This is a genomic window from Alphaproteobacteria bacterium (assembly GCA_041396705.1).
Taxonomy (GTDB): Bacteria; Pseudomonadota; Alphaproteobacteria; order CALKHQ01; family CALKHQ01; genus CALKHQ01.
Window position 1 is genome coordinate 423,250 of record JAWKYB010000002.1, and the last position, 26,555, is coordinate 449,804.

Sequence of the window (26,555 nt, forward strand, 5' to 3'; positions counted from 1 at the left end):
GGCCTGGGACGTGTCCGTTGCTTCAGGTTGCGTGGGCCGGCCCGCCGCGGTCGTAGCCCTGGCCCAGTGCGCGATCGAGCTTCGCTTCCATGCGGGCGACCGCAGCGGCCACGCCGTCGTCGGCAGCGGCGACAAGGCCGGCCTGCTCCGCCGCGGCGCTCAGGATGGCGACGGCGATCCATTGCGCCACCGGCATGCCGGCCTGGTGGGCCGCGATGCGCGCCGCACGCAGCGCTTCCTCGCCGAGTTCGATGCCGTGCTGGGTCCGATCCGTCGGCATGTCGGTGCGCACTCCCACCTTCTCGAGCCCGTCGCGGCGCGGCGCCGCCGTTGGGCAGCCGGCCCGACCGCTCCAGCGTCACGCGGACCGCATGGCAAGCGGGCGCGACCGGGACTCGCGCTCAGCCGCCCATGCGACGCAGTATAGCGGCCAGATCCGCCTCGGTGTCATAACGAATTACCACGCTGCCACCTTTTCGGCCCGGCTTCAGCGTCACCGGGCGCTGCAAGGCGGCGCCGAGGCGTCCGGCCCAGTCCTCGAGAACGGCCGTGGGCGCAGGCGCCATGGCGGCGGGCGTCATGGCCGCCGGGCGGTCGGCGCGCTTCAGCAATTCCTCGGTCTGCCGCACGGTGAGGCCGCGGGCGACCACCAGCCCGGCCAGCCCCTCGGGGTCCGCCGCGCTGACCAGGAGCCGGGCGTGGCCGACGCTGAGCCGGCCGTCGTGCAGCATGGCGCGCACCGCCTCGGGCAGGCGCAGCAGCCGCAGCATATGGGCGACGTGGCTGCGGCTCTTGCCGACGCGGCGGGCCAGGTCGTCCTGGGTGTAGCCGTGCCGGTCGAGCAGCAGCTGGTAGGCCTGCGCCTCCTCCAGCGGCGGCAGGTCGGCGCGCTGGATATTCTCGACCAGCGCCACCTCGGCCATGCGGCTATCGTCCAGGCTGCGGACGACCGCCGGCACCGTGGCGAGGCCGGCGATCCGGGCAGCGCGCCAGCGCCGCTCGCCGGCGACAAGCTGGTAGGGGCCGGCATCGCCGGTGCGCGGACGCAGCACCACCGGCTGGATCACGCCCTGGGCGGCGATCGACGCGGCCAGCGCCGCAAGCTCGTCCTCGTCGAAGCTGCGCCGCGGCTGGTCCGGGTTCGGCGCGATCGCGTCGACCGGCACCTCGACCACGGCGTCGCCCGGGCCGGGACTGTCGGCGGCGGCCGCGGCCAGCGCCGGCGGCGGCGCCTGGACGGCAGTCGGCGTCGCGACGCCCGGCGCTTCGGGCGGCGCGCCAGCCGGTTCGCCGGGGGCGACGCGGTCGCGCGAAGTCACCACCGCGCCGGCCGGCGCGTGGACGAGCCGGCTCAGCCAGTCGTCGGGGCCGGTGTCGTGCGGATCGGCATTGTCGGCCTGATGGTCTGCGGTCATGGGGGCGTCCCGCTGGTTCTGTCGGGTGGTCGCGCGGCGGCCGCCCGGCTTGAAGCCGGACCGCCGCGCCTGTAGTTTATCGCGCCACGTTGGGGTGTCGCCAAGCGGTAAGGCACCGGTTTTTGGTACCGGCATTCGCAGGTTCGAATCCTGCCACCCCAGCCATTCCCGTCGGCGGACAGCGAAATGGCCCGCCGCGCGCGGGCCTCAGCGCTTCTTTCCGGTGACGCGCTGGTACAGGGCCTGCAGATAGCGGCTGTCGGACTGGGAGAACTCGCCCTCGGCGATGTCCTCGCGATAGCTCTCCAGCTCGGCCCGCGTTTCGTCGCTGACGCTGTGCTTGCCCAGCAGTTCGTCGATCAGCGCGAGGTCGCCGCTGGTCGAGGCCGGGGCCTGGTCGAAACCGGCCGCATCGTCCGCCGGCTCGTCGTGGTGGTCGTAGCCGTCGTCGTCCTCGCCCGGCGCCTGGACCAGCAGCATGTCCCAGTTCACCTCGGCCTCGGTCATCTGGGTCCTGATCTCGCGCGCGGCGGCCAGGACTTCCTGGTCGCTGTCGCTCAGCAGGCGTTCCAGCGATGCCAGGAATGCGTCGCGGTCGATCTCGCTCATGCGGCCTCTTTCCGATCGGGTTCAAGCGGCGCGCATCATGGTCGAGGCCGGCCCGCACCGCAAACCCCTTGTGCGCCCTCGTTAGCCCGGATCGAGCAGGGCGACCAGCGCCGGCAGGTCTGCGACGGTGTCGATCACGTGGTCGGCACCGGCACGCCTCAGGCGTTCGGCCGCGGCATCGCGCAGCCCGGCGACCGCGTCCGGCGCCATCGCCAGCAGCTGCTCCGGCGTGCGCCCGACATAGTTGCCGCTGAGCGCGACGCCGACGGTAACGCAGCCTGCCGCCACCCCTTCGGCGATGCCGGGCTCGGTGTCGTCGACCTTGATCGCCAGCGCCGGCGCCGCGATGTCGAGCGCGGCAAGGCAGGCCTGCATCGCCTCCGGGCCCGGCCGGCCGCCGGCGACGTCGTCGGCACAGACCAGGCAGTCGGGCGCATAGCCCTGGGCGGCGGCGACCGGCAGGATGCGCGCCATGATCGAGCGGGTGTAGCCGGTGGTCGACCCGATCCTGAGGCCGCGGGCGCGCAGCGCCGCCACCGCCGGCCCGGCGCCGGGCACCAGCGCGGCATGGCGGGACGCCACCTCCTCGTTCAGCGGCACGAAGACGCGAAACACCTGGTCGACGGCGCGCTCGTCCGGCGCCGCACCGTGCGCCTCGGTCCACTGCGCGCCGATGTGCGGCAGCGCCAGCAGCGCGCGGATGTGGTCGCGCTTCGGTAGGCCCATCGGGCCGCGGGCGTCGTCGATACTGGCGGCGACGCCGAAGGCGGCGAGCGCCTCGACGAATGCGCCCATCGGCGCGAAGCAGCCGAAATCGATGACGGTGCCGGCCCAGTCGAACACCACAGCCTGGAATCGGGGCATGCCGGTCTCCCTTCGGCTCAGTCGTACAGCCCGGCGACGGTCTCCTCGCCGATCGCGAAGGCGGTGGAGGCGCCGGCCCCGCAGGTGACGATGACGATGCGGGTGGCATCGTCGGGCCGGTCGGTCAGCCGCCAGCGGTCGTCGGCGCTGGCATAGGTGCCGATCCAGCGTGCGGCGACGCTGCGGGCGCCGAGGTCGAGCACGCGGTCCATCTCGTCGAGGATCAGGTCGTCGACGGCGGCGGCGGCGAACGGGTCGGGCGTCGGCGCATAGACATGGCTGTCGCCGACCACCAGCGTGCCGTCGGCCGACTGCACCACGATCAGGTGCACGCCGGCGGCGCGGTGGTCGGCCTGTTCCGCGTCGAGCCGAGCCTTCAGCGGCGCCGCCTGCGCCAGGTCGGCGTAGCCGCGGTAGCGGGCGAGCCCGAGGTCGGACATCACCGCGGCACCGAGCCGGACCGGCGCCGCTGGGGCGACGCGCAGCATCTGCAACTTGCAGCGGGTGACGCCATAACCGGCGATCCGCCCGGCAAACAGGCCATGGAAGTCGTCGCCGGGGCAGACGACGACCGTTTCCGCGGCGAAGGGACCCCGCGAGGTCTCGATCCGCGGCGCCGCGACCGCGTGCACATGGGTGGCCCAGCGGAAGGCGACGCCGTGCGCCTCGGCCAGCCAGGCGGCCAGCCGCGGCAGCGCCTGCGCCGATTCCACGCGCAGTTCGTGCGGCGAATGCAGCGCGGCGGTGACGGCGCCGGTGCGCAACGCCGGCACCAGCACCGCCGCCGCGGCGGGCGACAGCCGGCGGCAACCCGCCGCCATGTCGGTGGCCATGAAAGCGTCGATCACCGCCTCGGCCTCCGGCCGGCGCGCCGTCACCACGAGCCCGTCGTGCAGGATCGGGATTCCCGCTGCCGCGGCCACCTCGGCCCAAACGTCGCGCGTATGCCGTGCCATCGCCCAGCAGTCGCCGGCGGCCTGGCCCGTGACCGTGATGAAGCCGAAGTTGCGGATCGAGGCGCCGTTGGCGCGGGCGTCGCGGTCGAACACGACGACGCGCTTGCCGCGCAGCGCGGCGGCACGGGCATGGGCCAGCCCGACGATGCCGGCGCCGACGATGGCCACGTCATAACTGGTCAAACGGTCGTTCCTTCGCTGCCTGCCATGGGCACCGGCATCCGATAGCACATCATCGCGGCGGGCCTTGACGACGGTTGCGTGACATGTGCCGGCGAACTTTCCCGCTGCACGCCGCATCCTGAGTTCTGATAGGGTGCGGCTTCGGGAGGGCGGCGTGGAGCACGGCAAACTCGCGGAAAGGCAGGCGGCGCGCGACGGCGCCCTGGCGCGGGCGGCGATGAACGGCTGCGCCGAGAGCTTCTGCCTGCTGTTCGAGCGCTATCGCCCGCGCCTCTATGCCGCCGCGGTCGGTCTGCTGGGCTACGGCAGCGATGCCGAGGACGCGGTCCACGACACATTCCTGGCGGCCATCGGCAAGCTGCGCCAGTTGCGCGATCCGCTGGCGGTCGGCGGGTGGCTGTACGCGATCCTGCGCAACCGCTGCCTGATGCAACGGCGGCGCAGCCGACCGCAGGTGGGCGGGGACCAGGCGGATCGGCACTTTCGCGAGATGCCGGACGAAGACCGGATCGAGAGCCGGATCGAACGCCGCGAATTGCGCGCGTGGGTCTGGTCGGCCCTGCAGCATCTGCCCGAATCCCTGCGCGCCACCGTCGTCCTTCGTTACTTCGGCTCCTGCGACAGCTATGGCGAGGTTGCGGCAATCCTCGGCGTTCCCGTCGGCACCGTCCGCAGCCGGTTGTCGGATGCCAAGGCGCGGCTGGCAGAGCTGCTTCTCGCCGCCGCCGGCGGCGGCGATGCCGAGGCCGAGGCCTGTCAGGCCGAACGTAAGGCATTCTATGAGGACGGGTTCAAGGAACTCTATCGCGGACGGCGCGATGCCTTCCTTTCGCACTATGCCGACGACCTGCACCTCGTGTGGTCGACCGGAACGCAGTCGCGCGGGCGGGCACATTTCGACGTCGAGATGGATAGCGATCTGGCCACGGGCGTGCGCTTCGACCCGCGGCGGATCATGGCCAGCGGGAACCTGACCGTGATCGAGGGGCCGCTGCAGAACCCGCCGGAGCAGCCCGACCTCTGCCCGCCGGCCTGCGTGCTGGTGATGCAGGAGGGCGCGCGCCAGGTGCAGCGTCTGCACATCCATCTGTCGCCGCGGCCGCTGCGACCATCCGATGACAATCGCGTGAACATGCCGAAAGCCGGGGCCGCCGCCGAACTTTGGTGAGGCCGGACGCATCCTTCCCAGCGGGCGAGCCACCGTTCGTCCGCAAACAAGGATGGAGTTCCGACAGATGAGGATCGTGTTTGCCACTCGCACGCGCACGCCGGCCGCAAGCGCCGCCCTGCTGGCTGCCGTCGCCGCGTTCGCGCCGGCCGTCGCCGACGAACCCGCGGATGCCCTGGCCAGGACATTGGCCGAGATCGAGGGCGTCTTCGGCCGGGTCCCCGGCTTCCTGGAACATTTCCCCGATGCGGCGCTGCCCGGTGCCTGGGACGAGCTGAAGGCGATCGAGCTGCAGGACGGGGCGTTGGACGTGCGGACGAAGGCGTTGATCGCCCTGGCCGTCGCGGCGCAGATCCCTTGCCAATATTGCATCTGGGAAGACACCAATGCGGCACGCCAGGCCGGCGCCACCGACGCCCAGATCGAGGAAGCGGTACTGGTCGCCGCGCTGGAGCGACATTGGAGCACATTCCTGAACGGCATGCAGGTCGATCTCGACCAGTTCAAGCACGATCTCGGCGGCGAGTGACTGCGTCGGCCGCTTCCGCAGCAGCAGGAGGATGGGAATGCGGCAATTGCCGAGCGTGGTCGGGCCGACGGAGCTGACGAACAGCTTTGTCGGCAACCTGATCCAGGTCTGCATCGTCACGCGCGACCACCGCAAGACTCTCCAGGGCTTCGTCAACCTGGGAATCGGGCCGTGGACGATCCGCACGGTCGACCGTTCGAACCTGTCGGCGACCTATCTGGGCCAGCCGGCGGATTTCTCGGTCAAGCTCTGCCTGGCCAACAGCCAGAACATGAATTGGGAGGTGATCGAACCGGTCAGTGGGCGGTCGCTCTATTCCGATTTTCTGGAAAGCCGCGGCGAGGGGGTCCAGCATCTGGCGTTCAACTGCAACGGCGTCGCCTATGACGAACGCGTGCGCCAGTTCGTCGAGCGCGGCTATCGCTCGGTCCAGCAGGGCGTGATCTTCGGCGGGATCGAATTTCACTACTTCTCGGTCGAGGACGAGCTGCACACGGTGTTCGAGGTCTACCGGGTGCCGCCGGACTTCGCCTTCCCCGCGCCGGACAGCTGGTATCCTGCTCCACCGCCGGCGTAACGGGCGCCACCCGCCGGCGTGGGTGCCAATCCTACGGCTCCGGACAGGTCGCGCGACGGCGCGGCGGTCCGGGGCCGTAGCCTTGCGGATGCGCAGCGCGATGCCAAACTGGGCTATATGTTTCCCGACAGGATGCGCAACCCGGCGCACCGGGCGCCGCGCGCTGCCGTGCATCGAAAGAGCGAGCCTTGAGAGAGTCCGCGCACAGATTTGCCGTCGCGCCGATGATGGACTGGACGGACCGGCACGACCGCTATTTCCTGCGGCTGATCTCGCGCCGCGCGACGCTGTACACCGAGATGGTGACGACCGGCGCGATCCTGTTCGGCGACCGGAGGCGCTTCCTGCGCTTCGACGCGGCCGAGCACCCGGTGGTGCTGCAGCTCGGCGGCAACGACCCGGCTGCGCTGGCCGAATGCGCGCGGATCGGCGCCGACTTCGGCTATGACGGGATCAACCTGAATGTCGGCTGTCCGTCGGACCGGGTGCAGAACGGCACCTTCGGCGCGTGCCTGATGCGCCAGCCGGAACTGGTGGCCGAATGCGTCGCCGCCATGTGCGCGGCCACCGCGCTGCCGGTGACCGTCAAGCACCGGCTGGGCGTCGACGAGCAGAACGAGGAGACGGTGCTGCCCGCCTTCGTCGCGCGCGTCGCGGCTGCCGGATGCCGGACCTTCGTCGTCCACGCGCGCAAGGCCTGGCTGCAGGGGCTCAGCCCGAAGCAGAACCGCGAGGTGCCGCCGCTGCGCTACGGCCTGGTTCACGCGCTGAAGCGGGCGCGACCCGACCTGACCATCGTGATCAACGGCGGGATCGACAGTCTGGATGCCGCCGAGGTGCAGCTCGCCCACGTCGACGGTGCGATGCTCGGCCGGGCCGCCTATCAGGACCCGTGGATCCTGGCCGATGTCGACCGGCGCTTCTTCGGCGATGCACGGCCGGTGCCGTCGCGGACGGAGGTGGCGGAGGCGATGGCGGACTACATCGACCGGCAGCGGGCGTTCGGCGTGCCGGCCAAGTCGGTCACCCGCCACCTGATGGGCCTGTTCAATGGCCTGCCGGGCGCGCGGGCCTGGCGCCGGCACCTGTCGGAAGCGGGCCGCGACGCCGCGGCGACCGGCGATGTGGTGCGGCAGGCGTTGCGGTATGTGCGCTCAGGCGACGACGCGCAGCCGGCGCTCGAGCGTGCGCAGCGTCTCGTCCAAAGCGCGTGAGCGGCTGAGCCGGCGCACGCCCTGGTAGAGCTCGTACTCGAACGGGCCGCCCTTGCCGGGTCGCACCTTCCAGATCGCGTAGAGCGGGCCCTCGGCCGTATGGCGGTATATGGAGAAGACGGCGCCGTCGCGGCGCATGTCGATGGCATAGTCGCGCCATTCGCCGGCCATGACGCGGCGCGAATACAGCGAGAGCAACCTGTTCAGTTCCTGGCGGTTGAATGCGATCCGCCCATTTGCATTCCGCAACTCCGAAAGCCGAATGACGACGCTCATCGTCGGTGCAGATGCCCCCCCTGGCTGTTGCTTTCACACGCGCATGGCCGAGGGAGTGTTTCGGATTTTTGAATCGGAGTCCAGCAGGACGGGCATGCCGGCGGTTGCGATCAGCGCACCTCGAGATGACCGTTGTTGAACGGGTCCTCGGTCTCGTAGCAGGTGATCTCGCCCAAGGACCTGTAGCAGTGGTAGAGCGGCATCTGCGGCTGCGGCGCATTCGGGTCGGTGCAATAGGGCTCGCCCCGCTCCAGCGCGATGGTCGAGCAGTCCATCTCGGTTGCGAACGAGACCACGTGGTCGGTGATCGTCTTTTTCGTCGCCATCAGCGACACGATCGAGGCGCCGGTGCTGACGGCTGTGCAGCCGCCGGCCAGCAGGACGGCGAGCAGAACCGGGAACAGCGAACGGGCAGGGGCGGCGACTGGCATGGCGGGTCGGCTCACTCGGCTTGGCGACGACTTTGCGCAAGCTATGCTAAGAGCGGTTGCCCGTTGGTTACCGCGGCGTTGCCGATTGGCTTGAGTTCGCGGTGCGGCTGCATAGTATCCCGGCCGGGCCCAGCGGCGAAAGGCGAGGGACGGAAAGGATGGCGGCACAATCGAGCGTCTGCGACTTCGGCCGGCCCGCCGTCGATTTCCGCCTGCGCGGCGTCGACGGTCGCGACTGGTCGCTGGCCGACGTGCGCGGGCCGAAGGCGACGCTGGTGATGTTCATCTGCAACCATTGTCCCTATGTGAAGGCGACGATCGACCGGGTGGTCGCGGTCTGCGACGAGTTGCGGGACGACGGCGTCGGTGCCGCGGCGATCAACGCCAACGACGCCAGCGCCTATCCGGCCGACTCCTTCGAGAACATGCAGGCGTTCGCCGCCGCGCACCGCATGGGCTTCCCCTATCTCTGGGACGAGAGCCAGGCGGTGGCGCGGGCCTACGATGCCGCATGCACGCCCGATTTCTTCGGTTTCAATGCGCAGATGAAGCTGCAATACCGTGGGCGGCTCGACTCCGGCCGGCTGGAGCGGCCGCCGGCCGGCGCGCCGCGCGAGCTGTTCGACGCGATGCGGCAGATCGCGGCCACCGGACAGGGCCCGCGCGAGCAGGTGCCGAGCATGGGATGCTCGATCAAGTGGAAGGCGCATTGAGGCAGCCTCGATGCGGGGGGCGCCGCGGCGCCCGGGAATGGACAAGGGCGCCATAGGGGCGAAGGCTCGCGGCGCAAGGGAGCAGGTCATTGGCGGACATTTTCGAACAGGTCGACGAGGCGCTGCGCGAAGACCGGATGAAGACGCTGTGGCGCCGCTACGGCTGGATGGTGCTGGCGCTGGCCGTGCTGATCGTCGCCGGCACCGCGGCGGTGGTCGCCTGGCGCGCCTATCAGGTAAGCGTGAGCGAGGACCAGACGCGCGCGCTGAACGAGGCGATCCGCACGGCGTCGGAACAGGAGACGGCCGATGCGGTCGCCACGCTGACGGCATTCGCCGACGACGCGGAGCCGAACATCGCGGCACTGGCCCGGATGAACGCCGCGGCGCGCGCGGTCGAAGGCGACGACCCGGACGGTGCGATCGCGCTGTACAACACCGTCGCCGATACCGGCGAGGTCGACACTGTGCTGCGCGACGTCGCCCGGATCCTCAGCGCCGAGCTGCAGGCCGAGACGGCCAGTGCCGACAGCCTGCGCACCCAGCTTGCGGCGCTCGACGCGGCCAACAGCCCGTGGCGGTTCCTTGTCGGCGAGATCGTGGCGGCTGCGGCGCTGCGCGAGGGCGACCTGGACACCGCGCGCGAGCGGCTGACCGCGATCGTGGACGATGCCGACGCGCCGATCGCCCTGCGCGGCCGGGCGGCGGAGGTGCTGGCGGCGATCGGCGGCGGCGCGGATGCGGCGGACACGGCGCCGGCGCCGTCCGGCGACGAGGCTGCGCCGCCCGCCGACGAGACTCCGGCGCCCGACGCCACGGAGCCCGAGCCGGCACCAGCCGGCGACGAGGCCGCGCCGCCTGCCGACGAGACGCCGGCACCCGACGCCACGGAGCCCGAGCCGGCACCAGCCGGCGACGAGGCTGCGCCTCCCGCCGATGAAACGCCAGCGCCCGACGCCACGGAGCCAGAACCGGCACCAGCCGGCGACGAGGCCGCGCCGCCTGCCGACGAGACGCCGGCACCCGACGCCACGGAGCCAGAGCCGGCACCAGCCGGCGACGAGGCTGCGCCGCCCGCCGACGAGACGCCGGCGCCCGACGCGACGGAGCCGAGCCGACACCGTCCGGCGACGAGGTCGTGCCGCCCGCCGACGAGACGCCGGCACCCGGCGCCACCGAGCCGGAGCCGGCACCAGCCGGCGACGAGGCTGCGCCGCCCGCCGATGAGACGCCCCCGGCCGACGACGCGGATGGCGCCGCTCCGGCCGAGGGCGGCGGCGAACCGGCAGACGGCGAGGGCAACGGCTGATGCAGATCAACGCATTCCGCACCGGGCTGCGCGGTGCCGTGTTGGCCTTGTCGGCCGGTGCGCTGGCCGGATGCTCGTGGTTCGGCGACGACGAGGTCGAGCGGATTCCCGGCACGCGGGTGGCGGTGCTGGACGCCAACCCGGCCCTGACGCCCGATGTCGAGGCTGGGGCGGAGCCGTTCGTCATGCCGGCGGAGAGCCTGGACGAGTGGCCGCAGGACGGCGGCAACGCACAGCACAATCCGCAGCGGCTCGCCGGCGGCGGCGGGCTGGGCGTGGTGTGGTCGTCCGACATCGGCGCCGGTTCGGATTCCGAGGAGCGGCTGCTGGTGCAGCCGATCGTCGCCAACGGGCGCATCTATGCGATCGACGCCGACGGCGAACTGGTCGCGCTCGACGCCGCCGGCGGTCGCGAGGTGTGGCGTGTCGACCTGATTCCCGAGGACGAGGACGAAGGCGAGCTGGGCGGCGGCATCGCCTTCGCCGACGACACGCTGTTCGTCACCACCGGTTCGGCCGAGGCGATGGCGCTGGAGCCGGCCGACGGCACGGTGGTGTGGCGCGTGCCGCTGCCGGGCCCGTCGCGGTCGGCGCCGACGGTCGACGCCGGGCGCGTGTTCGCCGTCTCGGCCGACAACCGTGCGGTCGCGCTGGACGCGGCCACCGGCCAGCGGCTGTGGTCGCACAGCGGCGCGGCCGAGGAGGCGGGGATTCTCGGTTCGGCCAGTGCGGCGGTCGACGGCTCGGTGGTGGTGGTGCCCTACACGTCGGGCGAGGTCTATGCGATGCGCGTCGAGAACGGCCGCGTGCTGTGGTCCGACCGCCTGGTCGCGCCGCGCGCGACCGAGGCGATAGCGCGGATCGCGCACATCCGGGCACGGCCGATCATCGGCGACGCGCGGCTGTTCGTGGTCAGCCACAGCGGGCGGTCCGCCGCGCTCGACATGCGCACCGGCAGCCGGGTGTGGGAACAGCCGGCCGGCGGTGCCAGCTCGCCCTGGCTGGCCGGCAACACGCTGTTCCTGGTCACCGACCGCGCCGAGGTGGTCAGCCTGTCGGAGACCGACGGCCGGATCCGCTGGGTGACCCAGCTGCAGCGCTACGAGGACATGGAGGACCAGGAGGACCCGATCGACTGGGTCGGGCCGATCCTGGTCGGCGACCGGCTGATCGTGGCCGGCTCGAACGGCGTGGCGGTGGCGATGTCGCCGTCGACCGGCGAGCCGGTCGATCAGCGCGACATCGGCGGCGCCGGGTTCCGGATCGAACCGCTGGCGGCGGGCGGCACGATCTACTTGCTTGCCGACGATGCGCGGCTTTATGCGCTGCGCTGACGCCGGCGCGCCCGACGTGGGCCCGGGGACTCAGGATTGACCGCACGCATCGCGATCGTCGGCCGGCCGAACGTCGGCAAGTCGACGCTGTTCAACCGGCTGGTCGGCCGGCGGCTGGCGCTGGTCGACGACACCCCGGGCGTCACCCGCGACTGGCGCGAGGGCGACGCGCGGCTGGGCGACCTGCGCTTCGCCGTCATGGACACCGCCGGCCTGGAGGACAGCGACGATGCGACCCTGTCCGGCCGCATGCGCGATCAGACGCTGCGCGCGCTGGCGCAATGCGATGCCGCGCTGTTCGTGTTCGACGCCCGCGACGGCCTGACCGAGCTCGATCGCCATTTCGCCGCGCTGCTGCGCACCCAGGGGCAGCGGGTGATCCTGGTCGCCAACAAGTGCGAGAGCCGCAGCGCGGCGGCCGGTGCCTATGAGGGCTTCGACCTCGGCCTCGGCGAGCCGGTGGCCATCTCCGCCGAGCACGGCGCCGGCATGGCCGACCTCTACGAGGCGCTGCGCCCGATCGTCGAGGCCGCCGGCGGCGACGCCGAAGCCGAAGCCGAGCCTGCCGAAGGCGCAGACGAGCGCGAGGGCGCGGCCGAAGCGGACGCCGTGCGGGATGCGCAGGCGGAAGCGGGCGACGAGGAACCCGCCGCAGAGGAAGAGGACGACCCGACCAAGCCGCTGCGCCTGGCGGTGGTCGGTCGGCCCAATGTCGGCAAGTCGACGCTGATCAACCGGCTGGTCGGCGAGGACCGGCTGCTGACCGGGCCCGAGGCCGGCATCACCCGCGACAGCATCCGCGTGGCCTATGCCTGGCGCGAGCGGCCGGTGCAGCTGATCGACACCGCCGGCCTGCGCCGCAAGGCCAACGTCACCGGCAAGCTGGAACGGCTGTCGGTGGCCGACACCCTGACCGCCGTGCGCTTCGCCGAGGTGGTGGCGGTGGTGATCGACGCGACACAGGCGCTCGAGCGGCAGGACCTGGCCATCATCCGGCTGATCGCCAACGAGGGGCGTGCGCTGGTGCTGGTGCTCAACAAATGGGACCTGGTCGAGGACCGCAGCGCGGTGGGCAAGGAGGTGACGCTGCGGCTGGGCGAGATCCTGCCCGAGGTGCGCGGCGCGCCGCTGGTGCGGCTGTCGGCGCAGACCGGCGAGGGCGTCGCCAAGCTGATGCCGGCGGTGATCGAGGCTTACGGCCTGTGGAACAAGCGCATCGCCACCGGCCAGCTCAACCGCTGGCTCACCGGCGTGGTCGAGCGTCATCCGCCGCCGGCGCCGAAGGGCCGGCGGCTGCAGTTGCGCTACATGACCCAGATCAAGACGCGGCCGCCGACCTTCGCGCTGTTCGTCAACCGGCCGGCCGAGCTGCCGGAGTCCTACAAGCGCTACCTGACCAACGACCTGCGCCAGGTCTTCGGCCTGGAGGGGACGCCGATCCGCCTGTTGCCGCGGCGCGGCAAGAACCCCTACGTCAAGCAGGCCTGATCCGGGCGATCGGAGATCGGGCTAGGCGCGCACGATCTCGCCGTGGCGGCGGCAGTCGGCGGCGAGCAGGGGCGGCACGGCCGCGGCGCGGTCGGCCGGCGCGGCAACCGAGGCCGGGTCCTCGCCGGGGAAGGCCGTCGCGCGCAGTTTGGTGCGCATCGGGCCGGGATCATACAGGTTGACGCGCACGCTCATCCGCGCCAGCTCGCCGGCCCAGCTCAGCACCAGCGTCTCCAGCGCTGCCTTGCTGGCGGCATAGGCGTTCCAGTAGGCGGTTCCGGGTCGGCCGGCGGCGTCGGTGATGAACACGGCGCGGCCGGCCGCCGCGCGCCGCAGCAGCGGGTCGAGGATGCGGATCAGACGGAAGTTCGCCTCGACGTTGACCCGGAAGGTGTCAGCCCAGCGCGCAGGCGCCACGTGGGCAACCGGGCTGAGCGCATGCAGCACCGCGGCGGCGGAGACCAGCATGTCGAGTCCGCCGAAGCGCTCGTAGAGCGCGGGGCCGAGCCGGTCGATCTGGTCGCCGTCGGCGAGGTCGAGCGGTATCAGGGTGGGGCGCTGGCCGCCGGCGGCGCGGATCGCGTCGTCGCACGCCTCCAGCCCGCCGACGGTGCGGGCCGCCAGCACCACGTGGGCGCCGGCCGCGGCGAGGGCGCAGCCGATCGCCGCGCCGAGCCCGCGCGAGGCGCCGGTGACCAGCGCAATCCTACCGCCCAGATCGGGCCGGCCGTCACCGTCAGTCACGCAACTGCACCCGGCGCGCGATCGGGCCCTCGAAACCGATGCCGCGGGGCCGCGTGATTGCCGGAGGCCGGCTGTACGCGGTGGTGATCGCGCTCAGCCGCCGGACCTGGCTGAGCTGGATGGCGCCGGACTTGCCGGCTGCCGCCTGCCCGGTCTGCACCGCTGCGGCGCCGCTCTGGGCGGCCTGTTTGACCTGGTCGGCCATCTGCTGCGCCGCCTTTATCGCCGCGTTCAGACCGCCGCCGGAGACCGGGATGCGGCTGGCCGCGCGCTGGGTGCGCGCCTGCGCCTGCCGGGCCGGCCGCGGCGCGGCGGGCGTGATCACCCGGCGCCGGGACCGGAACGGCGCGAACAGGATGGCGGTCAACAGGAAGCCGGCCAGCAGCCCCACGCCGCCGAAGGCCCAGCCGATACCGTCCTCGGGTATCTGCGGCTCGAAGTCGTCGCTGATCACGCGCAGCGCGCGGTCGCCGTCGAAATTCTCGACGAATGTGGCCACCTGCATGTGCGGCTCGTCCGCCGCCAGCAGGTCGGTGCGCTGGCTCTTCAGCAGGTCGACCTGCCACGACGGCGCCCCCGCCGCCATCGCCTGGCGCAGGTCCGCGTCGGTGGCGAAAAGGTAGGACTGGTAGAATCGCGGGAACTGCGAGGCGGCGAAGGCGATCGCCAGCACGATGATCAGGCGCAGCATCGGGGGCCTCCCCTGTTACGCTCAGCGCGCATCGGCCATGCGCGAGACGACGGCACGCATGTCGCCGGTCTGCTGGTCGACCAGCGGGATCGGGTAGTCGCCGGTGAAGCAGGCGTCGCAAAACCGCCTGTGCTCGCCGTCCCGGCCGGCATGGCCCAGCGCACGGTAAAGCCCGTCGATCGAAATGAACGCCAGGCTGTCGACGCCGATCATGCGCGCCATTTCGGCGACATCGTGGCCGGTCGCCAGCAGCTCGGCCTGGTTCGGCGTATCGATGCCGTAGAAGCAGGAATGGGTGGTCGGCGGGCTGGAGATGCGCATGTGCACCTGCGCCGCACCGGCGCGGCGCACCATCTCGACGATCTTGCGCGAGGTGGTGCCGCGCACGATGCTGTCGTCGACCAGCACGACGCGTTTGCCCTCCAGATAAGCCCGGTTGGCGTTGTGCTTCAGGCGCACGCCGAGATGACGGATGGAATCGGTCGGCTCGATGAACGTGCGCCCGACATAGTGGTTGCGGATGATGCCGAGTTCGAACGGCAGGCCGGCCTCCGCCGCATAGCCGATGGCGGACGGCACGCCGGAATCCGGCACCGGCACCACCAGGTCGGCCTCCACCCGCGACTCGCGCGCCAGCTCCACGCCGATGGCGCGGCGCGCCTCATAGACGCTCTGGCCGTCGACGACGCTGTCGGGGCGGGCGAAATAGATGTACTCGAACACGCACATGCGCCGCGGCGCCGGTGCGAACGGCCGCCGGCTGCGGATGCCGTCGCGGGTGACGACCAGCAGCTCGCCCGGCTCGACGTCGCGGACGAACTCGGCGCCGATGATGTCGAGCGCGCAGCTCTCCGAGGCGACGATGGTGGCGCCGTCCAGTGTGCCGAGCTGCAGCGGCCGCACGCCGGCGGGGTCGCGCGCGGCGTAGAGCGCATCCTCGGTCAGCGCGACCAGCGAGTAGGCGCCCTCGACCTGGCCGAGCGCATGGCACAGCCGGTCAGCCACCGTCGCCGCCGGCGAACTGGCGATCAGGTGGATGAAGACCTCGGTGTCGCTGGTCGACTGGAAGATGCTGCCGCGCTGGACCAGGGTGCGGCGCAGCGTCGCCGCGTTGGTCAGGTTGCCGTTGTGCGCCATTGCGCAGCCGCCGAAGGCGAAGTCGGCATAGAGCGGCTGGACGTTCCTGAGCGACGCCTCGCCGGTGGTGGCATAGCGGTTGTGGCCGATGGCGCGGTCGCCGCGCAGCCGCGCGATCACCTCCGGCGCGCCGAAATTGTCGGCGACCTGGCCGCGGCCGCGGTGGGCCTGGAAGGTCTCGCCGTCGGTGGCGACGATGCCCGCCGCCTCCTGGCCGCGGTGCTGCAGCGCGTGCAGGCCGAGCGCCGTAAGGGCGGCGGCGTCGGCATGGCCGAACACGCCGAAGACGCCGCATTCCTCGTGGAACTTGTCCTGGTCCATGCCCTCGGCCGGGGTCACTGCTGCGGTTGGGCGTTCCCGCCCTCGCCTTCCTGGAGCCGCTGGATCATCTCGTCAAGCCGCGAGGACGAGCCGCTGTCGTAGTTGGGGTCGTCGCCGCCCTCGCGCGGGCCCGGCGGCGGCTGGCTGAGCAGGCGCGCCGCCGCGTCGGGGTCGAGCGTGTCCTGCGGCCCGAAGTCCGGCCGCTCGCGGTCGAAGGTGTCGGACAGCCAGGCCCAGGTCTCGGGCGGAATCGCTTCCTCGACCGCGGCGCTGGCGTTCTGCACCGGCGGGATCGCGCGCGCGGTCAGCAGCCACGGCCACTGCTCCTCGCGCGGCACGAACCAGGAGAAGATCATGTAGGCCGCGATCACCACCACGGCGCCGCGGGCGAGGCCGTAGAGGAAGCCGAGGCTGCGGTCGAGCGCCCCGGTCCGCTCGCCCTTCAGCTTGTCGGCGACCGCGGCGAACACCAGCGTCAGCACGATCATCGCGATGATGAACACGCCGACCGCGCTGCCCAGCTCCGACAGCAGCGAGATGCCGATCAGATCGTCCAGCCAGGGCTGCACATAGGGATAGGCGAAATAGCTGATCGCGGCGGCTCCGACCCAGGCCAGGATCGAGAACAGCTCGCGCGTGAAGCCGCGGATAAGCCCGAGCAGGGCGGAAACCAGCAGCACGACGGCCACGCCGATGTCGACTACATGCACGCCGGCCACCATGGGATCGAAATCGTTCATCGCGCTCCGTTTAGCAGGCCGGTCGGGCGATTGCATGGACTTTGCGGCCGCACCTCCGGCGCATGCGCTTCACCGGCCATCGCCGGATAAATCGACGGAAACGGCCGCGGCGAGATCGGCGACGTGGTCCATCGCGCGGCGCGCGAGGCCGGCGGCGCCGCGCTCGGTCTTGCGGCCGCGTTCCGGCGGGGTCCAGGCGGCGGTGAAGCCGAGCTTGGCCGCCTCCTTCAGCCGCACCGGCGTCTGGTTGACCGGGCGCACCTCGCCGGACAGTCCGATCTCGCCCAGGATGACGGTCTCCGGCGGCAGCGCGACGTCGGCCAGCGACGACAGCAGCGCCGCGGCGGCGGCGAGGTCGGCGGCCGGCTCGGCGATGCGCAGGCCGCCGGCGACGCTGAGGAACACGTCGCGGCCGGAGAAGGCGACGCCGCAGCGCGCCTCCAGCACCGCCAGCACCATGGCCAGGCGCGCGCTGTCCCAGCCGACCACGGCACGGCGCGGCGTCGCCATCGACGAGGGCGCGACCAGGGCCTGGATCTCGACCAGCACCGGCCGGGTGCCTTCGAGGCCGGCGAACACCGCGGCGCCGCTGACCGGCCGGGCGCGGTCGCCGATGAACAGCGCCGAGGGGTTGGCGACCTCGACCAGCCCGCGGTCGGTCATCTCGAACACGCCGATCTCGTCGCTGGCGCCGAAGCGGTTCTTCACCGCGCGCAGGATGCGGAACTGATGGCCGCGCTCGCCCTCGAAATACAGCACCGTGTCGACCATGTGCTCCAGCACGCGCGGGCCGGCGATCTGGCCCTCCTTGGTGACGTGGCCGACCAGGATCAGCGTCATGCCGCGCGCCTTGGCCAGCCGGATCAGCGCCTGGGCGCAGGCGCGGACCTGGGCCACCGTGCCTGGCGCCGATTCCAGGCCGGGCAGGTACATGGTCTGGATCGAATCGATCACAACCACGTCGGGCGGGCCGGCCTGTTCGAGCGCGGCGGTGATCGCCTCGATGTCGGTGGCGGTGGCCAGCGCGACCGGCGCGTCGGCCATGCCCAGGCGGTCTGCACGCAGGCGGATCTGCTCGACCGCCTCCTCGCCGGAGATGTAGGCGCAACGGGCGCCGCCGCGGGCCAGCGCCGCGGCGACCTGCAACAGCACGGTCGACTTGCCGATGCCGGGGTCGCCGCCGACCAGCACGGCCGAGCCGGCGACCAGCCCGCCGCCGCAGGCGCGGTCGAACTCCGCGATGCCGCTTTCGCGCCGCGGCGGCGCCGGCGCCGTTCCCTTGAGCTCGGCGAAGACCAGCGCCGGCGCGCGGCCGCCGCCGCGCCGCGTGCCCGAGGCCGGTGGCGCCGCCAGCTCCTCGACCAGCGTGTTCCAGCCGCCGCACGCGTCGCAGCGCCCGGCCCACTTGGCATGGACCGCGCCGCATTCCTGGCAGACATAGCTGGTCCTGGCGCGGGCCACGCCGATCCCGCGCCTAGCGGCGAAGCTGCATCTTGATCGGCCCCTCGGCGCGACCGTGGATGAACTGGTCGACATAGGCGTTTTCGGCCTTGTCGATGTCCTCGACCGGGCCGTGCCAGATGATCTGACCTTCGTAGAGCATGGCGACGTGGTCGGCGATCTTGCGCGCGCTGGCCATGTCGTGGGTGATCGACAGCGCGGTGGCGCCGAGTTCGCGCACGCACTTGACGATGAGGTCGTTGATCACGTCGCCCATGATCGGGTCCAGGCCGGTGGTCGGCTCGTCGAAGAAGATGATCTCCGGGTCGGTGGCGATCGCGCGCGCCAGGCCGACGCGCTTCTGCATGCCGCCGGACAGCTCCGACGGCCACAGCTTGCCGACCTCGGGCGCCAGACCGACCTGGCCCAGCTTCTCGATCGCGATCTCGCGGGCCTGCGCCCGGCGCATGCGCCGGCCCTGGATCAGGCCGAAGGCGACATTCTCCCAGACCGGCAGGCTGTCGAACAGGGCGCCGCCCTGGAACAGCATGCCGAACTTGCGGATCACCCGGTCGCGGTCGCGGCTGCCGAGCCCGACCGTCTCCTCGCCGTCGATCAGGATCGAGCCGCTCTCCGGGCTCATCAGCCCGATCACGTTCTTGATCAGCACCGACTTGCCGGTGCCGGAACCGCCGATCACCACCAGCGATTCGCCGCGGGCGAGATCGAGGTCGACCCCGTTCAGCACCACCTTTTCGCCGAACCGCTTGTGCAGCGTGCGGATCGAGATCTTGGCGTCGGGGTTCGACGGGGTGCCGCTTTCCGGTGTGCTCATGCCGCGAAGAACAGCTCGGTGATGATGTAGTTGAAGCAGAGGATCAGGATCGAGGCGGAGACGACCGCATTGGTTGTCGCCGCGCCCACGCCCTGGGCGCCGCCGCGCGAGTTGTAGCCGTGGTAGCAGCCCATCATCGCGATCAGCAGCCCGAACACCGCCGCCTTGACCAGGCCGGACAGCACGTCGACCGTCGACATGAAGTCGATGGTGTTCTTCAGGTAGGTCGACGGGTTGAAGCCAAGCTTGTAGATGCTGACCAGATAGCCGCCGAACACGCCGATGATGTCGGCCACCAGCACCAGCAGCGGCAGCATGGTCATGCCGGCGATCAGCCGGGGCGCGACCAGGTACTTGTACGGATTGGTCGACAGCGTCTTCAGCGCGTCGATCTGCTCGGTCACCCGCATGGTGCCGATCTCGGCGGCGATGGCCGCGCCGATGCGCCCGGCCACCATCAGGCCGGCCAGCACCGGCCCCAGCTCGCGGGTGATCGACAGCACCACGACGTTCGGAATGGCGGATTCCGCCGAGAAGCGCGAGAAGCCGGTATAGCTCTGCAGCGCCAGCACCATGCCGGTGAACACCGCCGTCAGCCCGACCACCGGCAGCGAGTAATAGCCGATGTCGATCATTTGCCGCAGGATCAGCCGCGGGAAGAACGGCGGCCGCACGCAGTGCGACAGCGCGCGCATGGCGAACAGCGTGATCCGGCCGGTGGCGGCCAGGAAGTTGAGGAAGATCCGCCCGATGGCGGCGAGCGGGTTCATCCGCCAGCCGCGCCGTCGTGCGTGCCGCCGCGATAGCGCCGGCGATAGCGCCGGCCGAGCGCGGTCAGCACCTCGTAGCCGATGGTGCCGCAGTCGGCGGCTACCGCATCGACGTCGCGGTGCGGCCCGATCACGTCGACCCACAGGTCAGGGCGGGCGGCATGGTCGGGGATGTCGCTGACGTCGATGGTGATCATGTCCATGGACACGCGCCCGATGATCGGCGCCTCGTGGGATTGGCAGAGGACGCTGCCGCGATTGCTGGCGGCGCGGTGCAGGCCATCGGCGTAACCCACTGCAACGGTTGCGACTTTCCGCGCCGATGGGGCGATGTAGGTCGCACCATAGCCAACCGCCTGTCCCCGGTCAATGTGACGGACCTGCAGGATTCGGCCGCGCAGGCGCACCGCGGGCCGCATCGGGTTGGGGCGGCCGGGGGTCGGATTGACGCCATAGAGGGCGGCGCCGGGCCGAACCTGCCCGAAATGGAAATCGCCGCCGAGGAAGATGCCGGACGAGTTGGCGAAACTGGCGCGGGTGCCGGCCGGCAGGCGCGCCAGCGCGCCCCGGAAGGCGGCGAGTTGCGCGCGGTTGAGCGGGTGATCCGGCTCGTCGGCACAGGCAAGGTGGCTCAGCACGCCGGCCAGCGGGAAGCCGAGATCGCCGCCGGTGACAAGCGCCTGCCACTGCTCGGGCCCGAGGCCGAGCCGGTTGATGCCGCTGTCGACATGCACAAAGGCCGCCCGTCCGCCGCCGCCGGCCGCCCAGCCGTCGATCTGCAGCGGTGTATTAAGAACCGGTGTTAAATCGCTGGTTTGATATATTTGTCTGGCATCAGAAAGATAGCCGGCCAGCACGCCGATCGCGGGTCCTGTTCCCACCGCCGCGCGCACGGCGCGGCCCTCGTCGGGCAAGGCGACATAGAAGCTTCGGCATCCCGCCGCGGCGAGCGCGCGGACCACGGGCCCGGCGCCGAGCCCGTAGGCGTCGGCCTTGACCACGGCGGCGCATTCGGCCGGTGCGGTGAGCGCGGCGAGCCGGCGCCAGTTGGCTGCAACCGCGTCGAGATCGATGTCGAGCACGCCGCCGCAGCCGCCGGCATCCGCGCCGGGCGCGCTGTCCGCGCGGATCACATCTGGCTCAGCGCTGCTCAGGAAGCCGGTCCTCGTCGGCCATGTCGGTGAACTTGGTGTATTGGCCGTCGAACCGCAGCCGCACGGTCCCGATCGGGCCGTGGCGCTGCTTGGCGATGATCACCTCGCCGATGTTGTAGACCTCCTCGCAGCGCCGCATCCAGCGGTCGTGGCGGTCGTTGAACTTGTCCATCGGCTCGTCGTCGCGCTGCGACGGCTCCGCCCGCTCCAGATAGTACTGCTCGCGGAAGATGAACATCACCACGTCCGCGTCCTGCTCGATCGAGCCGGACTCGCGCAAGTCGGCCAGCTGCGGCCGCTTGTCCTCGCGCTGCTCGACCGCGCGGCTGAGCTGCGACAACGCCAGCACAGGAACATCAAGTTCCTTGGCCAACGCCTTGAGTCCGCGCGTAATTTCGGAAACCTCCTGAACGCGGTTGTCGTTGCGCCGGCCGGGGTTGGGCGCCAGCAGCTGCAGATAGTCGATCACGATCATCGCCAGGCCGTTGGTGCGTTTCAGCCGCCGCGCCCGCGTGCGCAGCTGGGTTACCGTCAGCGCCGGCGTGTCGTCGATGTACAGCGGCAGCGCGGCCAGCTCGCGGCTGGCCTCGACCAGCGCGTCGAACTGCGCCGAGCCGAGCTCGCCGCGGCGCAGCTTTTCCGACGAGACGCCGACCTTTTCCGAGACCACGCGCATGGCAAGCTGCTCGGCCGACATCTCCAGCGAGAAGAATGCAACGGGGCACGGCGTCTCGACCCGGTTGCCGTCGGCATCGGTGTCGACCGTGCGCGACATCGCGGCGTTGACGGCGATGTTGGTGGCCAGCGAGGTCTTGCCCATCGACGGGCGCGCCGCGAGGATCAGCAGGTCGGACGCGTGCAGGCCGCCGAGCTTGGCGTCGAGGTCGCGGAAGCCGCTGGGCACGCCGCTGATCTTGCCCTCGCGGCGATAGGCGGATTCGGTGACGTCGATCGCCTTCGACAGCGCCAGGCCGAAATCCTGGAAGCCGCGCTCGAGCTCGCCGGAGGTGGCCAGGTCGAACAGGCTCTGCTCCGCCTTCTCGATCTGGCGGTTGGCCATCAGGTCGATGTCGAAGCTGCGCGCGTCGATCAGCATCTCGTCGCCCAGCGCGATCAGCTGGCGGCGCAGGAACAGGTCGTGGATCAGCCGGCCATAGTCGGCCGCGTTGCTGCTGGTCATCACCGAGCCGGCCAGCTCCGCCAGATAGTCGACGCCGCCGATCTCCTCCAGGTCGGCGTCGCGCTCGAAGAAATGGCGCAGGGTCACCGGGTTGGCCAGCTGGCCGGCCGAGATCAGGCGGCCGATCGCCTCGAAGATGCGGGCATGGGCGGCGTCGGCGAAATGCTCCGGCCGCAGGAAGTCCGACACCCGGTCATAGGCTACGTTGTTGGCGAGCAGCGCGCCCAGCAGGGCGGCCTCGGCCTCGAAATTGTGCGGTTGCAGCTGCAAGCTGGCCGGGTCGATCAGCCCGGCTAGGCCACCATCGCCCTCGTGCGACGAGGGTTCACCGTGATCAGGCGGCGGGGGGTGACCTCCGTGATCCATGTCCATCGCGGCACCCTAGCAATTCGACTCGGGGCTGTGTGCGCGACCCGCCTGTGGATCATCTGGATAACGGGGATAAGAATCCACCCTCGCGGAAATCCGCCGTTGCCGCCGTCGCGCGGTGGCGCGGCGGCAACGGCGCAAGCCCTCAGGCGGCCTTGCGGCGTTTCGGCTTGTCGCCGCGCAGCGCCTGCTCGGCGGTCAGCATGTAGTCGCGGGTCAGCGGCACCGCGTCCTGCCGCTTGGCGATCTGCATCTGGAACACCATCTGGCCCATGAAGCGGAAGCTCATCTCGCAGCCGACCAGATAGAACTCCCACATCCGGCAGAAGCGCTCGTCGTAGAGCTGCGCGATGCGCTCGCGGTTGGCCTGGAACCGGTCGTGCCAGTGGCGCAGGGTCTCGGCGTAGTGCAGCCGCAGGATCTCGATGTCGGTGACCCAGAGCCCGACCGATTCGATCGCGCTCAGGGTCTCGGACAGCGCCGGGGTGTAGCCGCCGGGGAAGATGTACTTGCGCAGCCAGGAATTGGTCGAGCCTGGCGGCTCCATCCGGCCGATCGAATGCAAAAGGCAGACGCCGTCATCGGCCAGCAGGTCCTTGACCTTGCCAAAATACTCCATGTAGTGGCCGACGCCGACGTGCTCGAACATGCCGACCGAGACGATGCGGTCGAACTGGCCGGTCTGCTCGCGGTAGTCGCGCAGGTGGAAGCGCACCCGATCCTCCAGCCCGGCCGCACGGGCACGGTCGGTGGCCACCTTGTGCTGCTCGGTCGACAGCGTCAGGCCGGTGACGTCGCAGCCCGCCGCCTGGGCCAGGAACAGGGCGAGCCCGCCCCAGCCGGAGCCGATGTCGAGCACCTTCTGGCCGGGCTCCAGCAGCATCTTCGCAGCGATGTGCGCCTTCTTGTTGTGCTGGGCGGTCTCCAGGCTGTCGCCCGGGTCGGCGAAATAGGCGCAGGAATACTGCCGGTCCCTGTCCAGGAACAGGTCGTAGAGGGTGTCGTTGAGGTCGTAGTGGTGGGCGACGTTGCGCTGGGCCTTGCCGATCGGGTTGTACTGCCAGACCCGGCGCAGCAGCCGGCCCAGGCTGTCCAGCGTGCGCTGCAGCGGATGGCGTTCGAACCGCTCCAGGTTGGCGCACATGATGGTCAGCACGTCGTGCAGCGTGCCCTGCTCCAGCGTCCAGCCGCCGTCCATGTAGCCTTCGCCGAAATACAGCTGCGGCCGCATGAACAGCTTGCGGTGCATCGCCTTGTCGTGAATGCGGATCGTCGCGGCCGGGCTGCCGTCCGGCGGGCCGAAGACGTGCGTCTTGCCCGTCGCGTCGATCATGGTCAACTGCCCGACCTTGATCAGGTCGCTCATCAGATGCGCCAACAGCATCGACCGCCCCCCGGCTCCTTCCGACGCGTCAAAATGCATGCGGCGCGTCGTTCATCGCGACGCGCCGCCATATCTTGTGAAATTTGCCTTCGCCCGGCAAGCCGGGATCGGGGCCCGCGATCGCCTCAGTCTTCGGCCGCCCCGGCTTCGGTCGCTTCCTCGGCCGCCGGCTCGGCGGGTTCCTCGGCGATGGCCTCGTCCTCGGCCTCTTCCTCGAACTGCTCGACGCCGAGCACGGCGGTGCCGCGCTCGAGCTGGATGGCGGCCTCGTCTTCGGTGCGCGCGACGTTGGCGGTCACCTCGACCGCTACTTCCGGGTGCAGGACGACGCGGATCTGGTGCAGGCCCAGCGTCTTGATCGGCCGGTTCAGCACGATCTGGCTGCGCGCGACGGTGACGCCGTTGGCGGTCACCGCCTCGGAGATGTCGCGCGACGTGACCGAGCCGTAGAGCTGGCCCATGTCGCTGGCCTGGCGGATCAGCGTCACGGTCATGCCGTCGAGCGGACCCGCGACCGCTTCCGCCTCCTGGCGGCGCTTCAGGTTCACCGCCTCCAGCTGCGCCCGCTGGGTCTCGAACAGCGCCCGATTGGAATCCGTGGCGCGCAAGGCCTTGCGCTGGGGCAGCAGGAAGTTGCGGGCGAAGCCCGGCTTCACGTTGACGACGTCGCCCATCTGGCCGAGCCGTTCGATGCGTTCAAGCAGGATGACTTGCATGGTCATGCCTCTCCGGTGCCGACGGGCGCGCCGCTAGCTGATGACATAGGGCAGCAGGGCCAGGAACCGCGCCCGCTTGATCGCGTTGGCGAGCTGGCGCTGCTTCTTGGCCGAGACCCCGGTGATGCGGCTCGGCACGATCTTGCCGCGCTCGGAAATGAAGCGCTGCAGGGTACGGACGTCCTTGTAGTCGATCTTCATGCCGTTCGGTCCGCTGAACGGGCAGGTCTTGCGCCGGCGGAAGAACGGCCGGCGGCCGACGGTGGCGCGCCGGACGGTGGTGGCTGCCGCAGTCATTCGCCGTCTCCTTCGCTTTCGGTGGAGGTTTCGCCCTCGCCGTCACCGCGCTCGCGCCGCGGCGGGCGGTCGCCGAACCGGTCGCGGCGGTCACGGTCACGGTCGCGGTCGCGCCCACGGCCGCCGCGGTCGCCGCGCTCGCCACGGTTCTGCATCATCGCCGACGGGCCTTCCTCCAGCTCGTCGACGCGGATTGTCATGTGGCGCAGCACGTCCTCGTGCAGCGACATCTGCCGCTCCATCTCCGCCACCGCGGGGTGCGGCGCGTCGATGTTCATCAGCACGTAGTGACCCTTGCGGTTCTTCTTGATGCGGTAGGACAGGTTGCGCAGACCCCAGTACTCGGTCTTGGCAACCGTGCCGCCGTTGGCGCCGATGACGCCGCTGAAGGTCTCGTTCAGGCTGTCGACCTGATTGGACGATATGTCCTGGCGTGCGATGTACACGCACTCGTACAATGCCATGTTTTACTCCCCACGGCTGATACGGTGTGCCCGCTGCCGCCTGCGCGGCGCCGCAAACACACCAAGCCGCCACGCGGGGCGTGGCGGCAAGGAGTTGCGGGCGGGGTTATCCTCAATCCGCCGTCGCCGTGCAAGCCTTTTGTCCCCACCTGCGCCGCGCAGCGCAGTTGACAGCGCCGTGCCGGGGCGGCATCAGGCAGCGCTTTCATCCTCGCAACGGATCGCAATCGGGGGCCGGGCCATGTCCAACGCATTCGTCTTTCCGGGTCAGGGCGCGCAGGTCGTCGGCATGGGTGCCGCGCTGGCCGAGGCCTTTCCCGTGGCGCGCGAGGTATTCCAGGAGATCGACGACGCGCTCAGCCAGCACCTGTTCCGGCTGATGACCGAGGGACCGGAGGCCGAACTGACGCTGACCGAGAACACCCAGCCGGCGCTGATGGCGGTCAGCATGGCGGTGGTGCGCGTGCTGGCGCGCGAGGGCGGCATTGCGCTGGCGCAGAAGGGCCGCTACGTCGCCGGCCATTCGCTAGGCGAATATACCGCGCTGTGCGCCGCCGGTGCGCTGACCGTCGCCGACTGCGCCCGGCTGCTGAAGCTGCGCGGCCGGGCGATGCAGGCCGCCGTGCCGGTGGGCGAGGGGGCCATGGCGGCCCTGCTCGGCCTCGATCTGGAAGCGGCCGAGGCCGTCGCCGCCGAGGCCGCCCAGGGCGAGGTCTGCGCGGCCGCCAACGACAACGCGCCGGGCCAGGTCGTGGTCAGCGGCCATGCCGCGGCCGTCGACCGCGCGATCGCGCTGGCCGGCGAGAAGGGCGCCAAGCGCGCCGTCAAGCTGGCGGTCAGCGCGCCGTTCCACTGCGCGCTGATGGCGCCGGCCGCCGAGGCGATGGCCGAGGCCCTGGCCGCCGCCGCCATCCTGCCGCCGGACCCGCCGCTGGTCGCCAACGTCACCGCCGCCCCGGTCGAGGACCCGGCGGAGATCCGCGACCTGCTGGTCCGCCAGGTGACCGGTGCGGTGCGCTGGCGCGAATCGGTCGAATTCCTGCGCGACCATGGTGTCGAAACGGTCATCGAACTGGGCGTCGGCAACGTGCTAACCGGACTGGTGCGCCGCATCGACCGGTCGCTGCAGGCCCGCGCGGTCTCGACCGTCGCCGACATCGAAAGCCTGATCGCCGATCTCCAGTAGGGGCCCGTCGGGCGCCGCACCACATCGAACAGCGCAGGCCGGCCACGTCCCCGCAACGCAA

30 protein-coding genes and 1 tRNA gene are annotated in these 26,555 nt (G+C 71.0%); 10 read left to right on the top strand and 21 right to left on the bottom strand.

What is annotated here, in order from left to right; genetic code table 11:
* Positions 1 to 22 precede the first annotated feature (22 nt).
* The gene (locus R3F55_01895) at positions 23 to 280 is read right to left on the bottom strand and encodes a hypothetical protein (protein ID MEZ5666188.1); all 258 of its coding nucleotides are present in this window, start codon (positions 278 to 280) and stop codon (positions 23 to 25) included.
* A 121-nt stretch (positions 281 to 401) separates the two neighbouring features.
* On the bottom strand, positions 402 to 1,415 hold the full coding sequence (locus tag R3F55_01900) for a ParB/RepB/Spo0J family partition protein (GenBank protein MEZ5666189.1): 1,014 nt from the start codon (positions 1,413 to 1,415) through the stop codon (positions 402 to 404).
* A 90-nt stretch (positions 1,416 to 1,505) separates the two neighbouring features.
* Between R3F55_01900 and R3F55_01905 the strand changes: the two genes are divergently transcribed.
* Positions 1,506 to 1,580 (top strand) — tRNA-Gln (locus R3F55_01905).
* A 42-nt stretch (positions 1,581 to 1,622) separates the two neighbouring features.
* Here R3F55_01905 and R3F55_01910 read toward each other — a convergent pair.
* The 3 genes from R3F55_01910 to R3F55_01920 form a co-directional block, all read right to left on the bottom strand.
* Complete coding sequence (locus R3F55_01910; protein MEZ5666190.1) at positions 1,623 to 2,024, bottom strand: hypothetical protein; 402 nt, start codon at positions 2,022 to 2,024, stop codon at positions 1,623 to 1,625.
* 81 nt (positions 2,025 to 2,105) lie between these two features.
* Complete coding sequence (locus tag R3F55_01915) at positions 2,106 to 2,888, bottom strand: phosphonoacetaldehyde hydrolase (protein ID MEZ5666191.1); 783 nt, start codon at positions 2,886 to 2,888, stop codon at positions 2,106 to 2,108.
* Between the two features lie 17 nt (positions 2,889 to 2,905).
* Positions 2,906 to 4,027 (bottom strand): TIGR03364 family FAD-dependent oxidoreductase, encoded by a 1,122-nt coding sequence (locus tag R3F55_01920; GenBank protein MEZ5666192.1) that lies wholly within the window; start codon positions 4,025 to 4,027, stop codon positions 2,906 to 2,908.
* An 85-nt stretch (positions 4,028 to 4,112) separates the two neighbouring features.
* Here R3F55_01920 and R3F55_01925 point away from each other — a divergent pair, with 85 nt between their 5' ends.
* The 4 genes from R3F55_01925 (at position 4,113) to dusA (ending at position 7,515) form a co-directional block, all read left to right on the top strand.
* Positions 4,113 to 5,195 (top strand): RNA polymerase sigma factor, encoded by a 1,083-nt coding sequence (locus R3F55_01925; GenBank protein ID MEZ5666193.1) that lies wholly within the window; start codon positions 4,113 to 4,115, stop codon positions 5,193 to 5,195.
* A gap of 67 nt (positions 5,196 to 5,262) precedes the next feature.
* Positions 5,263 to 5,724 carry a carboxymuconolactone decarboxylase family protein gene (locus tag R3F55_01930; GenBank protein MEZ5666194.1) on the top strand — a complete coding sequence of 154 codons (462 nt, stop codon included), beginning with the start codon at positions 5,263 to 5,265 and terminating at the stop codon, positions 5,722 to 5,724.
* A 37-nt stretch (positions 5,725 to 5,761) separates the two neighbouring features.
* Positions 5,762 to 6,301 (top strand): VOC family protein, encoded by a 540-nt coding sequence (locus tag R3F55_01935; GenBank protein ID MEZ5666195.1) that lies wholly within the window; start codon positions 5,762 to 5,764, stop codon positions 6,299 to 6,301.
* A gap of 188 nt (positions 6,302 to 6,489) precedes the next feature.
* Positions 6,490 to 7,515 carry a tRNA dihydrouridine(20/20a) synthase DusA gene (gene dusA / locus R3F55_01940; GenBank protein ID MEZ5666196.1) on the top strand — a complete coding sequence of 342 codons (1,026 nt, stop codon included), beginning with the start codon at positions 6,490 to 6,492 and terminating at the stop codon, positions 7,513 to 7,515.
* On the opposite strand, the gene R3F55_01945 is transcribed toward dusA, so the two are convergent.
* Together R3F55_01945 and R3F55_01950 are read right to left on the bottom strand one after the other, a co-directional pair.
* Positions 7,456 to 7,791, bottom strand: coding sequence for a DUF2794 domain-containing protein (locus tag R3F55_01945; GenBank protein ID MEZ5666197.1), 336 nt, complete (start codon positions 7,789 to 7,791; stop codon positions 7,456 to 7,458). The genes dusA and R3F55_01945 overlap by 60 nt on opposite strands.
* Before the next feature lie 110 nt (positions 7,792 to 7,901).
* Positions 7,902 to 8,222 carry a hypothetical protein gene (locus R3F55_01950; GenBank protein ID MEZ5666198.1) on the bottom strand — a complete coding sequence of 107 codons (321 nt, stop codon included), beginning with the start codon at positions 8,220 to 8,222 and terminating at the stop codon, positions 7,902 to 7,904.
* A gap of 158 nt (positions 8,223 to 8,380) precedes the next feature.
* Between R3F55_01950 and R3F55_01955 the strand changes: the two genes are divergently transcribed.
* Positions 8,381 to 8,935 (top strand): thioredoxin family protein, encoded by a 555-nt coding sequence (locus R3F55_01955; GenBank protein MEZ5666199.1) that lies wholly within the window; start codon positions 8,381 to 8,383, stop codon positions 8,933 to 8,935.
* A gap of 86 nt (positions 8,936 to 9,021) precedes the next feature.
* On the opposite strand, the gene R3F55_01960 is transcribed toward R3F55_01955, so the two are convergent.
* Entirely contained in the window at positions 9,022 to 10,056 is a 1,035-nt protein-coding gene (locus R3F55_01960; protein MEZ5666200.1) for a hypothetical protein, read from the bottom strand.
* A gap of 17 nt (positions 10,057 to 10,073) precedes the next feature.
* Here R3F55_01960 and R3F55_01965 point away from each other — a divergent pair, with 17 nt between their 5' ends.
* Genes R3F55_01965 through der form a run of 3 tightly spaced genes read left to right on the top strand, consistent with a single transcriptional unit; the run spans position 10,074 to position 13,066 of the window.
* The gene (locus R3F55_01965; GenBank protein MEZ5666201.1) at positions 10,074 to 10,244 is read left to right on the top strand and encodes a hypothetical protein; all 171 of its coding nucleotides are present in this window, start codon (positions 10,074 to 10,076) and stop codon (positions 10,242 to 10,244) included.
* Entirely contained in the window at positions 10,244 to 11,578 is a 1,335-nt protein-coding gene (locus R3F55_01970; protein ID MEZ5666202.1) for a PQQ-binding-like beta-propeller repeat protein, read from the top strand. The genes R3F55_01965 and R3F55_01970 overlap by 1 nt, the downstream gene beginning before the upstream one ends.
* A 36-nt stretch (positions 11,579 to 11,614) precedes the next feature.
* Positions 11,615 to 13,066: a ribosome biogenesis GTPase Der gene (gene der / locus R3F55_01975; GenBank protein MEZ5666203.1), complete on the top strand. Its 1,452-nt coding sequence runs from the start codon at positions 11,615 to 11,617 to the stop codon at positions 13,064 to 13,066.
* A 21-nt stretch (positions 13,067 to 13,087) separates the two neighbouring features.
* On the opposite strand, the gene R3F55_01980 is transcribed toward der, so the two are convergent.
* From R3F55_01980 to rpsF, 13 genes are all read right to left on the bottom strand, one after another.
* Positions 13,088 to 13,810, bottom strand: coding sequence for an SDR family NAD(P)-dependent oxidoreductase (locus R3F55_01980; GenBank protein MEZ5666204.1), 723 nt, complete (start codon positions 13,808 to 13,810; stop codon positions 13,088 to 13,090).
* Entirely contained in the window at positions 13,803 to 14,501 is a 699-nt protein-coding gene (locus R3F55_01985) for a hypothetical protein (protein MEZ5666205.1), read from the bottom strand. The genes R3F55_01980 and R3F55_01985 overlap by 8 nt, the downstream gene beginning before the upstream one ends.
* 21 nt (positions 14,502 to 14,522) lie before the next feature.
* The gene (gene purF / locus R3F55_01990) at positions 14,523 to 15,959 is read right to left on the bottom strand and encodes an amidophosphoribosyltransferase (protein MEZ5666206.1); all 1,437 of its coding nucleotides are present in this window, start codon (positions 15,957 to 15,959) and stop codon (positions 14,523 to 14,525) included.
* A 14-nt stretch (positions 15,960 to 15,973) separates the two neighbouring features.
* Complete coding sequence (locus R3F55_01995; protein MEZ5666207.1) at positions 15,974 to 16,699, bottom strand: CvpA family protein; 726 nt, start codon at positions 16,697 to 16,699, stop codon at positions 15,974 to 15,976.
* Positions 16,700 to 16,768: 69 nt separating this feature from the next.
* Complete coding sequence (gene radA, locus R3F55_02000) at positions 16,769 to 18,160, bottom strand: DNA repair protein RadA (GenBank protein ID MEZ5666208.1); 1,392 nt, start codon at positions 18,158 to 18,160, stop codon at positions 16,769 to 16,771.
* Between the two features lie 13 nt (positions 18,161 to 18,173).
* Positions 18,174 to 18,974 carry an ATP-binding cassette domain-containing protein gene (locus tag R3F55_02005; GenBank protein ID MEZ5666209.1) on the bottom strand — a complete coding sequence of 267 codons (801 nt, stop codon included), beginning with the start codon at positions 18,972 to 18,974 and terminating at the stop codon, positions 18,174 to 18,176.
* Positions 18,971 to 19,744 (bottom strand): ABC transporter permease, encoded by a 774-nt coding sequence (locus R3F55_02010; protein ID MEZ5666210.1) that lies wholly within the window; start codon positions 19,742 to 19,744, stop codon positions 18,971 to 18,973. Before R3F55_02010 ends, R3F55_02005 begins: the two co-directional genes overlap by 4 nt.
* Positions 19,741 to 20,826, bottom strand: a complete 1,086-nt coding sequence (gene alr / locus R3F55_02015) for an alanine racemase (protein MEZ5666211.1) — start codon at positions 20,824 to 20,826, stop codon at positions 19,741 to 19,743. Before alr ends, R3F55_02010 begins: the two co-directional genes overlap by 4 nt.
* 58 nt (positions 20,827 to 20,884) lie before the next feature.
* Positions 20,885 to 22,342 (bottom strand): replicative DNA helicase, encoded by a 1,458-nt coding sequence (locus R3F55_02020; protein MEZ5666212.1) that lies wholly within the window; start codon positions 22,340 to 22,342, stop codon positions 20,885 to 20,887.
* A 250-nt stretch (positions 22,343 to 22,592) separates the two neighbouring features.
* A complete protein-coding gene (locus R3F55_02025) occupies positions 22,593 to 23,831 on the bottom strand; it encodes a cyclopropane-fatty-acyl-phospholipid synthase family protein (GenBank protein MEZ5666213.1) in 1,239 nt (412 codons plus the stop codon).
* A 125-nt stretch (positions 23,832 to 23,956) separates the two neighbouring features.
* On the bottom strand, positions 23,957 to 24,547 hold the full coding sequence (gene rplI / locus R3F55_02030) for a 50S ribosomal protein L9 (GenBank protein ID MEZ5666214.1): 591 nt from the start codon (positions 24,545 to 24,547) through the stop codon (positions 23,957 to 23,959).
* A 33-nt stretch (positions 24,548 to 24,580) separates the two neighbouring features.
* Positions 24,581 to 24,844 (bottom strand): 30S ribosomal protein S18, encoded by a 264-nt coding sequence (rpsR, locus tag R3F55_02035; GenBank protein MEZ5666215.1) that lies wholly within the window; start codon positions 24,842 to 24,844, stop codon positions 24,581 to 24,583.
* Positions 24,841 to 25,308 carry a 30S ribosomal protein S6 gene (gene rpsF / locus R3F55_02040; GenBank protein MEZ5666216.1) on the bottom strand — a complete coding sequence of 156 codons (468 nt, stop codon included), beginning with the start codon at positions 25,306 to 25,308 and terminating at the stop codon, positions 24,841 to 24,843. Before rpsF ends, rpsR begins: the two co-directional genes overlap by 4 nt.
* Before the next feature lie 241 nt (positions 25,309 to 25,549).
* On the opposite strand from rpsF, the gene fabD reads away from it, so the two are divergent.
* The gene (gene fabD / locus R3F55_02045) at positions 25,550 to 26,494 is read left to right on the top strand and encodes an ACP S-malonyltransferase (GenBank protein MEZ5666217.1); all 945 of its coding nucleotides are present in this window, start codon (positions 25,550 to 25,552) and stop codon (positions 26,492 to 26,494) included.
* Positions 26,495 to 26,555 lie beyond the last annotated feature (61 nt).

Excerpts from the sequence above, each read along its gene's own strand:
- R3F55_01895 (MEZ5666188.1), bottom strand. The coding sequence starts at position 280 with ATGCCGACGGATCGGACCCAGCACGGCATCGAACTCGGCGAGGAAGCG.
- R3F55_01900 (MEZ5666189.1), bottom strand. The coding sequence starts at position 1,415 with ATGACCGCAGACCATCAGGCCGACAATGCCGATCCGCACGACACCGGC.
- R3F55_01910 (MEZ5666190.1), bottom strand. The coding sequence starts at position 2,024 with ATGAGCGAGATCGACCGCGACGCATTCCTGGCATCGCTGGAACGCCTG.
- R3F55_01915 (MEZ5666191.1), bottom strand. The coding sequence starts at position 2,888 with ATGCCCCGATTCCAGGCTGTGGTGTTCGACTGGGCCGGCACCGTCATC.
- R3F55_01930 (MEZ5666194.1), top strand. The coding sequence starts at position 5,263 with ATGAGGATCGTGTTTGCCACTCGCACGCGCACGCCGGCCGCAAGCGCC.
- R3F55_01935 (MEZ5666195.1), top strand. The coding sequence starts at position 5,762 with ATGCGGCAATTGCCGAGCGTGGTCGGGCCGACGGAGCTGACGAACAGC.
- R3F55_01945 (MEZ5666197.1), bottom strand. The coding sequence starts at position 7,791 with ATGAGCGTCGTCATTCGGCTTTCGGAGTTGCGGAATGCAAATGGGCGG.
- R3F55_01950 (MEZ5666198.1), bottom strand. The coding sequence starts at position 8,222 with ATGCCAGTCGCCGCCCCTGCCCGTTCGCTGTTCCCGGTTCTGCTCGCC.
- R3F55_01955 (MEZ5666199.1), top strand. The coding sequence starts at position 8,381 with ATGGCGGCACAATCGAGCGTCTGCGACTTCGGCCGGCCCGCCGTCGAT.
- R3F55_01970 (MEZ5666202.1), top strand. The coding sequence starts at position 10,244 with ATGCAGATCAACGCATTCCGCACCGGGCTGCGCGGTGCCGTGTTGGCC.
- R3F55_01985 (MEZ5666205.1), bottom strand. The coding sequence starts at position 14,501 with ATGCTGCGCCTGATCATCGTGCTGGCGATCGCCTTCGCCGCCTCGCAG.
- purF (MEZ5666206.1), bottom strand. The coding sequence starts at position 15,959 with ATGGACCAGGACAAGTTCCACGAGGAATGCGGCGTCTTCGGCGTGTTC.
- R3F55_01995 (MEZ5666207.1), bottom strand. The coding sequence starts at position 16,699 with ATGAACGATTTCGATCCCATGGTGGCCGGCGTGCATGTAGTCGACATC.
- R3F55_02005 (MEZ5666209.1), bottom strand. The coding sequence starts at position 18,974 with ATGAGCACACCGGAAAGCGGCACCCCGTCGAACCCCGACGCCAAGATC.
- R3F55_02010 (MEZ5666210.1), bottom strand. The coding sequence starts at position 19,744 with ATGAACCCGCTCGCCGCCATCGGGCGGATCTTCCTCAACTTCCTGGCC.
- R3F55_02025 (MEZ5666213.1), bottom strand. The coding sequence starts at position 23,831 with ATGCTGTTGGCGCATCTGATGAGCGACCTGATCAAGGTCGGGCAGTTG.
- rplI (MEZ5666214.1), bottom strand. The coding sequence starts at position 24,547 with ATGCAAGTCATCCTGCTTGAACGCATCGAACGGCTCGGCCAGATGGGC.
- rpsR (MEZ5666215.1), bottom strand. The coding sequence starts at position 24,844 with ATGACTGCGGCAGCCACCACCGTCCGGCGCGCCACCGTCGGCCGCCGG.
- rpsF (MEZ5666216.1), bottom strand. The coding sequence starts at position 25,308 with ATGGCATTGTACGAGTGCGTGTACATCGCACGCCAGGACATATCGTCC.
- fabD (MEZ5666217.1), top strand. The coding sequence starts at position 25,550 with ATGTCCAACGCATTCGTCTTTCCGGGTCAGGGCGCGCAGGTCGTCGGC.